Origin of the sequence: Geobacillus sp. CAMR5420 (genome assembly GCF_000691465.1) — a bacterium.
Lineage (GTDB): Bacteria > Bacillota > Bacilli > Bacillales > Anoxybacillaceae > Geobacillus > Geobacillus thermoleovorans.
This window is the reverse complement of sequence record NZ_JHUS01000076.1, coordinates 1-15,044: the sequence shown is the minus strand read 5'-3', so window position 1 is coordinate 15,044 and position 15,044 is coordinate 1. Positions and strand designations below refer to the sequence as shown.

Here is a 15,044-nt window from a genome sequence, read left to right as displayed (position 1 = left end):
CGACCAGCGATGGTAAAAAAGGATTGCCATCGCTCGTTGTGTTGGTCAAAAAGTTATTCTGAAAAACTAAATAAAAAATCCTTTGTTTTGACCTTGTTAGGGTGCGAAATGTGAGTCATATGGTAATCAAATCAATTATAGGGAGTGAATAAACGTGAAATTTGATCCAAATCAGCATCTTCATTTAGGATATTATGAGAACAATGTTGATTTAGAAGCAGTCGCATATAAAATTCAGAATGAAAATAAATGGGTAGTTTTTTTAGATAATGAACAAGATACTACATTAGTTAAAAAAATATTAGATAAGTATGATTTCCATGAAAAATATGGTTACAAGATTTTTACTGTTGATGCAGATGATTTATCTTATGAAGTCGGAAGTAAGCTATTTGAAGAATGGTTAAAAGCAAATAATATAATATAAAATATAAGAAATAAGGAACGAATTTGCTAACGTAACTTCAATCCATGCCCCAAGTGATGAAAAACACTTGGGGCATTTTTCAATTCTAATCGTATACCCGAGTTCGACAGTCACTAGGCAAACAAAATGCCTCTCGCCCCTTGATACAAAAGGGATCGGAGGCATTTGGGCACACTTCGGGCGTGTATCTAGGCGCGAGGGTGGATGCCTAGAATCTTTGGAGGAGGTTCCAGCCCTAGAGCCGCAAGGAATAGCGCTTGTTTGGCCGTCAGTTCTGTTCGTTGATAAAGGTCGCCGTTTTTTGAAGAAAAATGTCCAAGCATGAGACGCTCGCATTCGTCTCTTACTTTCGGCCACGATTCATGAGTCAGGGGAAAGGAATCGCGAAATGCTGTTGGCCAGACGCTCCAAGACGGCGCGATCCACTTCATCTTCGCGACCGAACGAATCCATCACCTTCGCTTTCGCCTATTTGGCCTTTGGATCCCATTCATTATGAGCAAGCTGGGGATCCGCCACAGTCGTTCCGTCTTTGTTTTTGCGTGTCACTCGTCGTATGTACATGCCTATATTATAAGCGATATTAGGCTTTTTTTAAAGGATAAATTATGAATTCGTGTGCCTATGAAATTCAGTGTTTTTTTCTAGGATCCGCATCGCGAAATCTTTGATATAACAGCATTTTGGCCATTTTCATTTGCCTAAAATGGCCTCAAAACTGTCGAACTCGGGGGTTTCATACAAGACGTTCATGTAAATTAGCACATTATTTCAGAGTCCCTTTTTCAAATTATTTCAGACGGATTCGGAAATAATGTGCAAAAGTTGGTCCATGGGATAAGTCCCCTTGCCAAAGCTCATTGATCTGGTCATACGCAAAGCGTTTTCGCTCCGGCATGGGCAAGATTTCTTTCCCGACAAGGTTGTGTTTTTTCAATAATCGGTATATAGTAAAGTAAGAGGTATGGTTTTCTGGGATTTCCCCCTGCTCGATCAGGCGTTCGTAGAACACCGTCACGGGCATGGTGGGATGTTCTTTTCTTAGGGCTAAAATATGATCCTCATTATCGGGCGACAGACGCCTTGAGTGGCCGCGGTCCGAACGGCGCTTTGGCTTTAAGGCGTCAAAGCCCCTTTTTTGTATCGGGTGCACCAATCGAGGATCGTCTTGGCTGCGATTCGCTTGTCGCCCTGGTGGGGAACATGGTGCACTCGCTCGCTCACCTCTTTCAGATACGTCTTCGGTTCCACCTGCCCATTCACCAACGGAGCGATTAGCCCGTACCGAAACAGGGCAATGTCGTGTCTCATCGACTCATTCATTCAAATCTCCTCCTGGTCTCACTTGGAATCAGGACCGTTCCGGTCCTCCTGCCCTTATCGTACCGAATTGCTTTTTCTCCGTCGATAGGAAAGGTTTGTGGGAACCTCAACCATTTCCAATTTAGGATATGTATGTAAAATCAGGATCCCATTTAATTCGCAAAAGGGTGTCGGAATCCGCCCTCCCACATCTCTCTGATGGCCGAATCAAGACCGTGTTCCTCTAACGTCTGGATCCACCAAGAAGCCCGTTCCTTTTCTTTTTTCACGATAGGGCCTATGATCCTCCACCGCCTCGCAAAAAAGCTATGAAGGCTTGATAGGTTTCGGTAGAACCGTCGGACATAAAAGATGATGCCGTCCTTTGTCGGGAGGAACGGAGCCTGGTTCGTCCTTTCGGTCAATCCCAACTGCTCTTTCACGACTTGCCATATGGCGGACAACGTATACTGAAAATACGGGAGGAGAAAGGAAGGCAGCACACTCACCGTTTTCAAGCATTCCCGACAGCGATACCGGACAATCCAAATGCGATAATCGCCATGTGGGGTCAATGCGTTTCGCTTATAGTAACCGTGGCGGTGCAACGAGCGCTTGGACCGGCAATGCGGACACTGTGTCAGAAGAGGGAAGTCGTTTTCTTTTCCACGCTCTGCATACGTTTGGGCGTCAATGCCAAAGTCATGAAATTGAATCACGTCCTCCTCCCCTCCTCTGAACCGATGGATTTTCTCTTCCGAAATAATTCACAAAAAATTTAGCACATTCTTTCAGAAAAGGGGAGAGGGCTTTCTGAAAGAATGTGCAAAAAAATGGCTCTTTTGTTCCGAAATAAAGTGATAATTTACAACTTCGATTTGACCGAACCTGTAAAATAAAATGAGCAAAACACGTTGAAATACAATAATAAAATAAGCTTTAATGTTCTCTTCTCCAAAGTACGGTGGTGTACCTCAAGTTTACCATATCAGAGGTACCTGAATACCTTAACAGTCTTAGTATCGGTGTTAAGAATAAAGTCGTGAGTTAACTCCATATTTTTATGCCATTGGGAAGGAATTTCAGATATTGCAAACTCGTATCCCGCCGGATCAATCCATCTAATAGTGTCTTCTGTAATCACTGGAACCACTCTCCAATCCTTTACTTTGGCCTTACTAAAGTCTCGAGTGAGTTCGACTTTGATTTCCTTCGGGTAAGATTCTGCCGATAAAGATATTTCATTGTCGACAAATTTGTCAGCCCATTCTTTGATGCGTCTCGGATTCAAAACCTCATCCACAGGCAGTCCCGTGCTGATTGCATAGTAATCTTGTGCCCTCGTTTCTGCAGCAGATCGAGTATGGTCAATACCGTGCGCCAACAACAAAGCTGCCACAGGGTCTAACGTCCCCCAAGTAATAAGTTCCTTCAGCCAAAACACGATCCACGGAAGTCCGGTTTTGGGCCAATCTTCAATGGTGATCTCTCGGAGAACACCCTCGTTGGCATCATCCCAAATTAATGCAATGACTGTTCCAAGTCCCCAGTTAAACAGGTACTCAAAGTTCTTCTTGATAAACTTGATCCATCCTGAAACTTGATTTTTCGTGGGTTTTTGAACGGATCCACTAGGGTTCAGCCACCACTTTAGGATCTCATCCCATTTCCTAAAGCTCTTTCCTGATCCATAACCATCAGAAACTTTGAATTTCTCGAGACTACTGATTTGATCTACCGTTTTTACAATGTACTTCAGCCGTTCTTCGGTAGACCACTCTGAATAATCCGTTCCGGTCAATAAGTGGTCCCTTATCCTACGGTATCCATCGAGCACCCTTTTACCGAATCGAGGCGAAACACTCGTTCGATAAAGATGTCGTCTTGTATCGTAATCGGGATATATGCTCTCACGAATAGCACTCCCCCGAGTCACAAACACATTTTCCCAAAACTCTTTGTTCTTCATCACATAATAGGCGTATGTTTTTCTCCATACGTCAATGAGGTGGTTTTCAAGATCGGATTTACTCATCTCCTCGTCGGACATAGCCTCTTGTTCAACAATGATTGAGAGTAGATATCCGTCCAAGGAATCGAGAGCTTCCTGTAAGTCCCGTTCGTCCCCTTCCACCGAATCTGTAAGTGGAGCCGTTTTTTCCAGCCACTCCATAAACTTTGCTTGTGATCTTGAACCAGAAATTTGGACCCATTTCTTTGCAATGTATGTCATCAGAGCTCCTAGTGGACTACTTTCTGTTGCACCGTCTTTAGGCAATTGTTCTTGTGTTATCCTGTCGATTATGGTTTTATAATTCTTTCTTGCCGTTTGACTACTGTAATCACTCGGACGAGATTCAAGAAAGACCAGTGTCCTACCCTCTGTTCCCCATCCAGGTCTACCTGCTCTCCCGACAAGATTCTTGAACTCCGAAACTGGAAGAGGCTCCTGATCTCGTACCAACGTTGGAATAATAACTATTTCGAAAGGCAGATTTACACCTTCAGAGAGTGTCGATGTTGCGAGCGCTATGTGGACGACTCGTTTCTGAAGTAATTCCACAAGCAGCCGAGCCATTATCCCAGGCATGTTTCCGTGATGCACCACTATCCCCTTTTTCAATAGCTGATATTCATAGGATTCCTTCCCAAAATAGTCTTCACAAGCATTCAAACACTTTTCGAACAACGCAAGACGTTCTGGATCAGATGGAGGTGTAAAAAATTTGGGAAGTTGCTGTTGAACTAATTTTTTGTTCAGAACCCATAGGAAATCTTTAGCATAACCACTGATGTTTTGGGTAACCGAAATCAAAACAGAATGTTGTTTTCCCTGTTCATCTGGCTGCGCCAATTGGAGAGCAGCCCAAAACAGATAGGGGCGTTGCCGCTTTCCGACTTTTTCATTCTTGTACTTCTTGGGTAGTGACTGATACGGAATTGGAAACGGTGTAAATGGTTTTTGGATATATGGAACATTATCTCTTCCACCATCACCACTGAATCCCAAGTAATGACCATTCAGGATATCATAAAAAATCTCATATTCACCGGACCGAGACCATTCAAGGCGCCCGATAAGTTGACGAGTACTCCTATAGGTCGATACAACAGGTGTCGCCGTTTCGCTTCCGGCCACCCAATGAGCAAGTGATTCATTTTCATCCGCTACCGCAGAAAGCGCGATAATTCGTTTTTGGCCTATATATTGTAACAAACGGTTAGCCAACATTTCGAGCCTTAGACTTCTGTCATCTGCATTAACAAGACCATCGTAGCCTTTCCCATTGAACTGAACAGAGTGGGCCTCATCGATGACCACGAGCGAAACACGATTTAGGAATAATGGCCCCAAGAATCTAATCAACGCTTCCGCCTTTTCGTAGGTACACACCAGAACGGTTGGATCGGTCGATGTGACCCATGCATCCATAGGTCCCCAATCAATACCACCATACAAACCTGTGACCTTAACAGAATAACTACCCAGTTTTCCCAAAACAGTCCCCAGTTTCGACTCCACCTCGGTGGCCAGCGACCGTGACGGGACCAAGTACATTGTAATTGGCCCTACACTAGAGAAGAGTTCCTCATCTTTAGTAGGGAACATGCTTTGTATGATGGCAAGTTCCGCAATCGTCGTTTTTCCGGAACCGGTTGGTGTACATAATGCGAATGACCCGTCCACTAACAGACGTTCAATTCCACGAACTTGTGAATACCATGCAAGCGATTTGCGACTCCTGTAATTACTCCGAAGATACCTCTCAAAGGCTCTCTTTCCATAATCGGACACTCCGTTCTGGAGCTTTTCCACATAAACTCTCATTGAACTGTTGACGTACTCCCGCACAACTTCAGAAACAACTTTCGACAGTAACCAGGAATAGCTATCTTTGCTATAAATCATAAGTTCGGACAAATATTGCAACTTCTGTTGCGCCTTTTCTAGGCGATCCGTATCACCCCATCGCATATACGCACACAAAATCCCGAGCGCCTTTATGATTTCATCGACGAAGCGCCCGTTAAAATCAGAAGTGTGGATCTGACGAAAATTCTTCCCCTTCCGATCACGGGCCACAACCAATTCTTTTCCCCAATAGTCGTTAATAAGGGTATGCAATTTCGGAAAATCGGCCATGAGTAACGAAGTCAGAATTTGAGAATCACCTGAATCCGGTGCTTCACTGTTCAATAGCCCCAGCGCAAGAGCGGGATAGCCAGCTAACTGGTACACACCCGCTGAGAGCAAGCGCAGTGGTAGTCGGTCGGTATTCAAATTAGGGTGAGACAGCCATTCTAACAGTTCTCCAGCACGTTTAAGGGCACTCCTCCAGTCCTCGCCTCCCATATCCCGCTCATAGAGCCCTACATCAATTAATGTGACCGCATCTGCCAGCCTTGCAGAGAAATCCTCACTTCTCCATCCCCTGAGACCCGGCTGGTTCATTCTCACTCGTGTATACTGACTATACAGTTTTGCGAAAGACGGAGGTAGTGTGTCTCCGGCCAACTCAGCCCGAATACTCTTAAACTGCTCCGACGTTAAATCAAAATAGTCCGCCACTGCTCAGTCGTCCTTCCCATACAAATCTTTGATAAGTTCTTCCACATCAGTCAATTGAATCTCGACAGCCTCCAGCTTTCGACCGCCAGTGTAATTCGAATGAGGCGCGTCAGGTGGAATCCAGCTTCTCTTTCGGACAGGAGATTGTCCGCAGACATAGCTTACACAATCGTATCGTTCGAATCTAACTCTAGGCCGATATAGTTGGCGCAGAGCTGCAATCCATAATTGCGCAGTCGTGTTTTCTTTGTAATCTTGCAGAACTTCAATGATCCGTCTAACCTCAACTGGTATCAAATTTGTGCTGCTAATCTTGGTGTGTGCATCAGCAATCATACTCGGGTCGTGCTTTGCGGTGCATTTGGCCTCCAAAAAAAGAATCTTTGTAATCCTGTCCTTATCTAATACAAAAGCGACACAATCATCACCTGTACGCCCCATTATTGCTTCCTTCATTTGCCCGGTCTGGCGATACATCTCGAGCTGGTCAAATGCGGTATCATGCCATCTAAAAGAAAATACTGGGACCTGCCAATTACTTTCACCAAACGGCGAAAAATTCTCTGCAATCACTCCAGAAAAGAACTCGCCGAAGTACCCTTTTAGGGTTGTCAAATCAAATACTTCAGGGTATCCGTCAGCAGGGTCAAAATCATCATCCCATTCCCCTAAAGGATCCAGATTATCCTGGAAGGCCTTCCGCAGTCTAAATCTTGCATCGTCATGTGCTGCCCTAATTACAGGTTTCAAGTCCTCGATAGCATTAGCTCTAAAAGATTTATTCTCTTGTATCAAATTATGCCGGTACAACTTGTCCGCAGACTCAGAAACATCAGTGCGTAACCATGAAGACAGTGATGAGATTTTTAGCCCTTTCAACATAATGCTTGTCCACTCACCGTTCATTAAGTATCCTATCAACCAAGTAATCACAAATTTTAACTTATAATATATAACCTTATTATACCATTTTAAATTAAATTGGATAAATGTGTCTGTAGTTTTATAAGACAATTCAAAATCGTCCCCCTTGCCAAATTACTGTCTAGGCGGCCCATACTACTACATTCTTATAAATATTGAAAACTAAGAAATAGTGGTTTGCACGTTGACCCCCGTTCAAGTCATCGTTAAAATTTAGTTGAATCACGAAAGGGGAATATACGATGCCTAGCTTTCAATACGGTACAACAACGATAGAATATACACTGAAGTACGTTCCAAACAAAAATGATGTAACGATTTCTGTAGAGTGGCTCGATGGGGTGAAAGTCGTTGCGCCCGAGAATATAGAAAGGGATCACCTTCATGCGATATTATATAAAAAGGCTCCATGGATTTTAGAAAAGTGGTACAAGTTCAATGAAATAGCAGATCCTCCTGCACCAAAAGAGTTTATCAGTGGAGAAAAGTTTCCTTATCTCGGTCGTAACTATCGCCTAAAGTTGCATAAAAAGGAGGACATAGAACAAGCTTCATTAACCTTTCACCAAGGAAGGTTTATCGCCAATGTTCCTATTTATCTAACCGAGTCAGAGAGAAAACGGGAGCTATATCAATTATTTAAAGAATGGTATATTCGGCACGGTGAAATGAAGCTACAAGAACGTTTAAAAGTTCATTGCCCTAAGATGGGAGTAGCTCCTACCAAACTTAAATTGAAAGAACAAAAAATGCGTTGGGGGACATGTACCAATGAAGGAGTCATTTATTTAAATTGGAGAATTATGATGGCGCCAATGCCAATTATCGATTACTTATTAGTACATGAATTAGCGCATATTAAATATCCGAATCACTCAGATGATTTTTGGCGTTTTGTTAAATCTGTGATAACGGATTATGAGCAAAGAAAAGAATGGTTGCGTGTAAACGGTCCAACCTTAACTTTGTAGAAATAGAAAAGAGCCTTACTGTGAAGTAACGGCTCTTTTGTAGTTTATTCTGGAATATATATTTTTTGCAGCGGCAACAACGATCTAGTTTCGTTCGGCATTCTATCGTACCATTGGACAATTAAGTTTACTAACTCTTCTAAATCAATGAGCTTGACGTTATGCTGTTTTCCTATATTTTCAGCGGCTGTTGTAAATCCTCCAGTTGATACAAATAAACTATTCGCATCGATTGGATGAGCTCCTAACAATTGTTGAACCTCAGGACCTGACGAAGCTGATTTTCGATGCTTTACCTGTACCTTAATAATCGGCTTTTCAAAACCAAATGCATCTTTATGGGCTAAAATATCGACTCCCCCGTCAGGTCCCTTTTTACTTACTTTGACATTATAGCCCATAGCTTGCAACAATCCAGCGACTAACTCCTGCATTTGCCACGGATCTAATTGATCAACTTTATCTTGAATCATCGTCAATGCTTTTTGAACAAAATCTTCTTTAATAACTTCCTCTTCATTGTCTTCTGGTTCACTTACTACCTGTTCTTTACCATCTAATAATCTTTCTAATTCATCTCCCCAGTCATCTACACAAAAAACTGTAAGAGTAGAGCCAAGGGAGTTTTTCGCACCTTCTGACAATTGATCACGTGGAATTTGTTTCTTTTCCCATTTTACATCTCACATTTCGCACCCTAACAGGGTGCGAAATGTGAGTTACATGTATCACATTTGGATAATAGTCACTTACAATTGTTTCATTATATTCATGCTCTTTAGTAACTGTCCCGATTAAGTATTCACGTTTGTCTTTAGCATATGTAATAATTCTATCTCCCACTTTAATTTCATGGCTAAATCTCCATACCTGGCTCGCCCAAGTTTTGCGTGTAGCAGGTTTTTCTTCTTCATAAATCTCATGCGCTTTCTCAATCAAAGCTTTCCTAGTCGAATAGTTTTTTGGGTCTCCAAATTCCGCCCACCCTATCGAAGCAACACCTTTTTGTTTCCAAATCGGAATAAGTTCATTATGATCTCCTGCACGTACCATCCACCATTTCATCATAACTCCCATCCTTTATAAAAAATTGGAGAGTTGACAATACTCTCCTTTTTTAATTTTTATAATGAACCATTGCTAACGACATAATTTGTTGTGTTATATTTTCTAACTGATCTTTAGGAATCGCACTTGCCCGTAATTGCCTTTTAATTTTCTTCCGCATTTCTCGTTTTACATCCTCTTTATTTACCCAATCAATAACTTGACTTTCCTCAGCGATAATGTCCGTCACGAGATGTGTCAACGCATCGATTGTATCTTTATGTTCTTCACCTGGAAGAAATTGTTGCAACAGCTGATAGAACGGATATTGCTCTCGTGTAAACCCAAGGTTTTGCGCTTGTTGGTTGACGTTACGCATTTCATTGACCATGCTGCGCAACTTTTCTACCAATTCAGCGATATCCATCATTTTTTTCCGTCTTGCTTCGATTAATTGTTCCAGTTTTTCTTTTAGCGATGTATAGTATACAGGGTTTTCTTCCAGCTTCACTTTAATTTCATGACGAATCGCATGTTCCATCTCCGCCGCTTGTGCTTCCTTCGATGGCGCTTTTTCTAACCGTTCATCAAACTTACTGGACAAAATATCAATTGGTTCATGGATCACTTCTACAGACTCGGCATATAAATGCTCCGCAATTAATTGTTTTACCTTCTCGCCACACTCGGAAATATCCATTTGCTCGTCACGATATAACGTTTTTGCCATTTGCCGCACTTTACCTAAAAACTTTAAGTCTTCTACATATTCGGAAGCGGCAGGATTCGGTAAAATCATATCCATTCGTTTGGAAAACTCTTTGAACGCTTTTTCAAACTCGTGCCGCACATCTTCAGGCTCTAATACTTGAACGCACGCATCGGCATCGCTTCGGTTAATATAGTCGAAAAAACTCATCGCTTTTCGGTGGGCTTGTTTCAATTTTGGCAATTCGCTTTCAATCGGGAGTAACGCTCCTTGAATGTCTTGTTTAGAGAAAATCGCTAGGGCTTTCTCCAAGAATTTGGACACTCCAAAGTAATCAACAATGAGCCCATACGTTTTTCCTTCATATGTACGGTTTGTACGAGCGATTGCCTGAAGAAGGTTATGCTCTTTTAACGGTTTATCCAAATACATCACTTGTTCGATTGGAGCGTCAAAACCTGTTAGAAGTTTATCGCAAACAATTAAAATCGCTAGTTTATCTTCTTCAAATGGTTTTTTGAATCGTTCAATTAATTGTTTTTCTTCCTCACGGGAAAGAGAATAGTCCTTTAATAATTCATTGTTTTTGTCTTCAGGCCCTGTTGAAATAATTAACGCTGTTTCATATTTTCCATTAATGAGTTCATCTAGCTTTTGTTTATAGATGGCTGCTGCTTCACGGTTCACCGCCACCACTTGCGCTTTAAAGCCGTTTGGCAAGATATAATTCTCAAAGTGTTCCACAATATCTAAGGCAATTTGCTCAATGCGACTCGGAGCGGCTAAAATCGCCTCTTCTTTTGCAAACTTCTTTTTAATGCGTTCTTTATCTTCCTCGCTATACTCACTAAATTTACGGTCAAATAATCGGTCTAATGAGTCACCGTGCAAATGAAGGTTAACCATTCTCGCTTCGTAGAAGATTGGAACGGTCGCACCGTCATCGACTGCTTGTTCAATCGTATATTTATCAATATAAGAGCCAAACGTTCTGGTTGTACTTTTATCTTCTTTATCGATTGGCGTTCCTGTAAAACCGATATAGCAGGCATTCGGTAAGCCTTTACGCATATTCATCGCTAGGCCTTTGTATTGCGTACGGTGCGATTCATCGACTAACACAAAAATATTTTCTGACCTCGAAAGTTCTGGATACTCATCTTCGTCTTTATCTGTTTGGAACTTCTGCACAAGAGTCATAATTGTGGAACCAGGACCTTGTTGTAATAGCCTTTTCAGATCTTTGACGCTTTCCGCTTGTTGCGGATTCGGGAAGCCGCATTTACGGAATGTCTTGGTAATCTGATCATCTAAGTCTTTCCGGTCGGTCACAACGACGATCGTCGGGTTCTGCAGCTCTTTGATTCGTCGCAGTTTGACGGCTAAATATAACATCGTCAACGATTTACCTGAACCTTGCGTATGCCAAATAACCCCACCGCGGTCTTTCGGCGTTTTTGCATGTAAAATGCGTTGAATTGCTTTATTGACAGCACGGAATTGTTGATAACGGGCAATCTTTTTAATCACCCGCCCGCCATCGACTTCAAAGACAATGAAGTTTTGGATCAAATCAAGCAAGTTCTCTTTCGCTAACATCCCCGCAACTAAGATGTCTTGTTTCGTAGGAGAGTCGCCAAGTTCAGGAACCGTTCTTGGATACGGATCTTTCCACTCGCTGAAATGTTGCACTTTCGCACCAATCGTCCCTGCTTTCGCTCGATAATTGCTTGTCGCAATCATAAACTGGTTATAGTAGAAAAGTTGCTCATGAGTTTCTTGATAGCGTCGTAATTGATTGACCGCTTTGGAAATTTGCGTATCTTCTTGCAACGTTGGACTTTTACATTCGACCACAACTAAAGGCAATCCATTCACAAAAATAACAACGTCAGGACGAATCGTGCCTCTTGCATTTTGAATACGGAACTGGTCAACCACTAAAAATTCGTTGTTATAAGGGTTATCGAAATCAATCAGCTTAACAGTCTGATTCTTTTTCCCTTTTCCTAAGTCTTGTTGAATCGAAATATAGTTGACAAGCATCTCATGAAACTTTTCATTCGCTTGCATGAGCCCTGTTGCTTCGATGTGAGTAAGGTTATAAATAATCCGAGCAAGATTGTTCTCATCAATCCATGGATTTAAACGCTGAATCGCTTTCTTTAACCGTTCTTTTAAAATCACTTCACTTAACGACTCACGTTCAGACTCAAGAGCTGAGCCTGTGACATGTTCATAGCCCAACTCTTGAAGTTGATTGATCAACCGTTTTTCCACGAGATTTAACTCATTCCATTCACTTGCGGTGGTCACTGTGACATCACCTCATCATCGACTTTGACACGTACTTTGCCTGTGAGAAGAACTTGCATGAGTCCTTTTTTGAACTTTTGAAGATAATTTAACTTTTCTTTTTCTTTATCTTCTTTTTGTATTATTGATTCTATAATAGAAACAATCTGATATTGCTCCGTGATAGGTGGTACAGGGACTCTAATGTTTTTTATACCATCCTGACTTATACTTGTTTGACTAGATACCTTCGCAACTTTCATTATTTGCTTTTTATAAATATCAGAATGGCTAAAGAATAAACAGAATAAAGGAAGACACTTTTTAGTATCTAAGCGAATCCGAATCATGTTTGACTCAAATACAGCTTTGTTATTGTTCAGTTTGAATAATGTCATCTTAGCGACACCCTCAACCTGTTTAGAAACACGATTAACAAGAATGTCATCTTCCTGAAGAGAGTAGTTCGATAGCTCCTTATCAGATAAATCAATAAGGTTATCTAAAGGTTTTGCAATAAAATATTCATTCTCATAAAGATCGTTTAAAACTACTATTTGATAACCTCTGCCATACTCGGATTTCTCCTTGTAAACACCATTTTGTGGTCCTAATAGACATAAATCTCCCAATGCAAATATCTGCCACTCTTCAGGAATCTCTCCAATCTCCGTCTTTTTAAATTTCGTATGTCCGATTCCTTTTGTGAGCAATTGTTGCATAAGCCCCTTTTTCACTTTCTCCGTTTGCTCGATGATGGCTTCGGTTTTCTCAATGGCTTCATCGACTGATGAGAGAATGGCTGCGATTTTGTGTTGTTCGAACAAAGATGGTAACTTGATTGGTATATTGTCTACAATCGTTTTATTAATGGAAGGAACCGCTCCCGATTGAACAAATTTTCCAAAGTCAATAGTATGCATAAAATAGTATAGATACTTTGGCAGAATACTTTTTTTTGCTTTTAGTCCCATTATATTGTTATCAAAAAGGGAAGGTTTAGATAAAATTCTTCTCTTATTAGTAAGAAGTGCTGCCCCTACTTTTGGAAAAATAACAGTGTCCTTCGGATGAATTTTTGCTTTTAATTCTGTAACAGTTTCATCATCAACCGTATTTTCTGCTTCTGTCATAAATACAGAGTTTTTAGGATTATTCATATCGCTTACCTTATAAAAATCATATTTCCCGTTCTTTTTTCCTTGAAACTCATTTGGAAAAGATGAGCCATTAGCATATTCAACAACATCACCTAACAAGCAATTTTTCCATTCACTCACCATACCCCAACTCCTTCAAATAGCCATACATCACCTTTTCAATTTCAACTCGTTCTTGTTCAAGCTGACGGAGTTGACGCAAGGCTTCTGCCACATCGATTTGCTCTTCTTCTTCGGTTGTGTCAATGTAGCGAGCAATATTTAAGTTATAGTCGTTTTCTTTAATTTCCTCTAGAGTAACGACACGGCTATATTTCTCCACATCTTTCCATGCATCGTATGTGCTGACGATTTTTTGAATGTCTTTATCGCGGAGAACGTTTTGATTTTTTCCTTCTTGATAGTCCCGTGATGCATCAATAAAGAGAACTTTTCCCTTTTTATGTTCCTCTTTGTTTTTGCTGATGATAAGGATGCATGCTGGAATACCTGTTCCGTAGAAAAGGTTCTCTGGCAAACCGATAATCGCTTCAATTAAATCCTCTTCTAGAATACCTTGACGAATTTTACCTTCCGCCCCTCCACGGAAGAGAACGCCGTGCGGCATGACGACTCCCGCTTTTCCTTCATCATTGAGTGTGGCAATCATATGTTGGATAAACGCATAGTCTCCTGCGCTCTTTGGCGGTAAACCAAAGCGGAAACGGTTAAATTCGTCTGCTTCTGCTTCTTCACGGCCCCAGTTTTTCAAGCTAAACGGAGGATTGGCGATGACACGATCATATAATAAAAGTTCGCCGTTTTCGTCTAATAGTTTCGGTTCACGAATCGTATCGCCTTTTTCAATGCGATGGTCACTTAATCCGTGAAGCAACAAGTTCATTTTACAAATCGCCCATGTATTTAAGTTTTTCTCTTGCCCGTGCAATGTAATGTTGCGTGGGTTGCCGCCTTTTTCTTTTATGTAGTCGACCGATTGAATAAGCATGCCGCCAGACCCCGCTGTTGGGTCGCATACACGCATTCCCTCTTCTGGCTTAATCAATTTGACAATTAATTTAACGACTTGGCTTGGCGTATAGAACTCGCCGCCTTTTTTTCCTGCATCGTCAGCAAACTGCTTAATTAGGTACTCATAAGCACGACCAAGGATGTCAGGTTCAGATAAGTTTCCGTTGCTTAAATCGATTTTACTAAAGTGTTGAACCAATTGGATCAGTAAGCGGTCTGGTAACTTTTCCTTATCGTTGAAATCGATATTAGCTAGTACACCTTGAAGAGAAGGGTTCTCGTCTTCTAACGCTTCAAACGCTTTATTGATTGCGTCACCAATGTCTTGAGTTAAGGATTGAATGTTTTCCCATCTAGCACGTTCAGGCACGAAGAATTGGTGTTCATCACGATCATACCAACCGTAATCTTCGCCCTCTTCTTCTTCAATTCGCTTTGCTGTTTCTACAAAAACATCATTTAGCCGCTTTAAAAACAGTAACCCAAAAATATAGTTTTTATAGTCTGATGAGTCGATACTCCCACGTAGTATATTCGCCGATTCCCAAAGATGAGATTCAAGTTCCTGTAGCGTTAACTTGCTCATATTGTTACCTCCGATAGAACTAAGGTATTGTCAAAAGTTTAT

At 41.4% G+C, this 15,044-nt stretch carries 8 protein-coding genes and 3 pseudogenes; 2 read left to right on the top strand and 9 right to left on the bottom strand.

The features are described from left to right. The first annotated feature begins 154 nt into the window (after positions 1–154). Complete coding sequence (locus tag DI44_RS00320; protein ID WP_033026638.1) at positions 155–427, top strand: DUF3986 family protein; 273 nt, start codon at positions 155–157, stop codon at positions 425–427. A 188-nt stretch (positions 428–615) separates the two neighbouring features. Here DI44_RS00320 and DI44_RS19770 read toward each other — a convergent pair. The 5 genes and pseudogenes from DI44_RS19770 to DI44_RS00335 form a co-directional block, all read right to left on the bottom strand. Next, positions 616–795 (bottom strand): annotated as a pseudogene (locus DI44_RS19770) (transposase); the annotation flags it as partial. 455 nt (positions 796–1,250) lie between these two features. Continuing rightward, positions 1,251–1,750 (bottom strand): annotated as a pseudogene (locus tag DI44_RS0117455) (helix-turn-helix domain-containing protein); the annotation flags it as partial. Between the two features lie 152 nt (positions 1,751–1,902). Next, positions 1,903–2,448, bottom strand: a complete 546-nt coding sequence (locus tag DI44_RS19555; RefSeq protein ID WP_033026637.1) for a DUF6431 domain-containing protein — start codon at positions 2,446–2,448, stop codon at positions 1,903–1,905. Between the two features lie 269 nt (positions 2,449–2,717). Next, on the bottom strand, positions 2,718–6,299 hold the full coding sequence (locus DI44_RS00330; protein ID WP_033026635.1) for a DEAD/DEAH box helicase: 3,582 nt from the start codon (positions 6,297–6,299) through the stop codon (positions 2,718–2,720). Between the two features lie 3 nt (positions 6,300–6,302). After that, positions 6,303–7,205 (bottom strand): hypothetical protein, encoded by a 903-nt coding sequence (locus DI44_RS00335; protein WP_128723168.1) that lies wholly within the window; start codon positions 7,203–7,205, stop codon positions 6,303–6,305. A 260-nt stretch (positions 7,206–7,465) separates the two neighbouring features. On the opposite strand from DI44_RS00335, the gene DI44_RS00340 reads away from it, so the two are divergent. After that, complete coding sequence (locus DI44_RS00340; RefSeq protein ID WP_033026632.1) at positions 7,466–8,194, top strand: SprT family zinc-dependent metalloprotease; 729 nt, start codon at positions 7,466–7,468, stop codon at positions 8,192–8,194. A gap of 44 nt (positions 8,195–8,238) precedes the next feature. On the opposite strand, the pseudogene DI44_RS0117450 reads toward DI44_RS00340, so the two are convergent. From DI44_RS0117450 to DI44_RS00355, 4 genes and pseudogenes are all read right to left on the bottom strand, one after another. Next, positions 8,239–9,262 (bottom strand): annotated as a pseudogene (locus DI44_RS0117450) (restriction endonuclease). A 49-nt stretch (positions 9,263–9,311) separates the two neighbouring features. Next, the gene (locus DI44_RS00345; RefSeq protein ID WP_033026631.1) at positions 9,312–12,266 is read right to left on the bottom strand and encodes a type I restriction endonuclease subunit R; all 2,955 of its coding nucleotides are present in this window, start codon (positions 12,264–12,266) and stop codon (positions 9,312–9,314) included. Continuing rightward, positions 12,263–13,525: a restriction endonuclease subunit S gene (locus DI44_RS00350; RefSeq protein ID WP_198527205.1), complete on the bottom strand. Its 1,263-nt coding sequence runs from the start codon at positions 13,523–13,525 to the stop codon at positions 12,263–12,265. Before DI44_RS00350 ends, DI44_RS00345 begins: the two co-directional genes overlap by 4 nt. Continuing rightward, positions 13,518–15,002: a type I restriction-modification system subunit M gene (locus tag DI44_RS00355; RefSeq protein ID WP_033026626.1), complete on the bottom strand. Its 1,485-nt coding sequence runs from the start codon at positions 15,000–15,002 to the stop codon at positions 13,518–13,520. The genes DI44_RS00350 and DI44_RS00355 overlap by 8 nt, the downstream gene beginning before the upstream one ends. Positions 15,003–15,044: the final 42 nt, after the last annotated feature.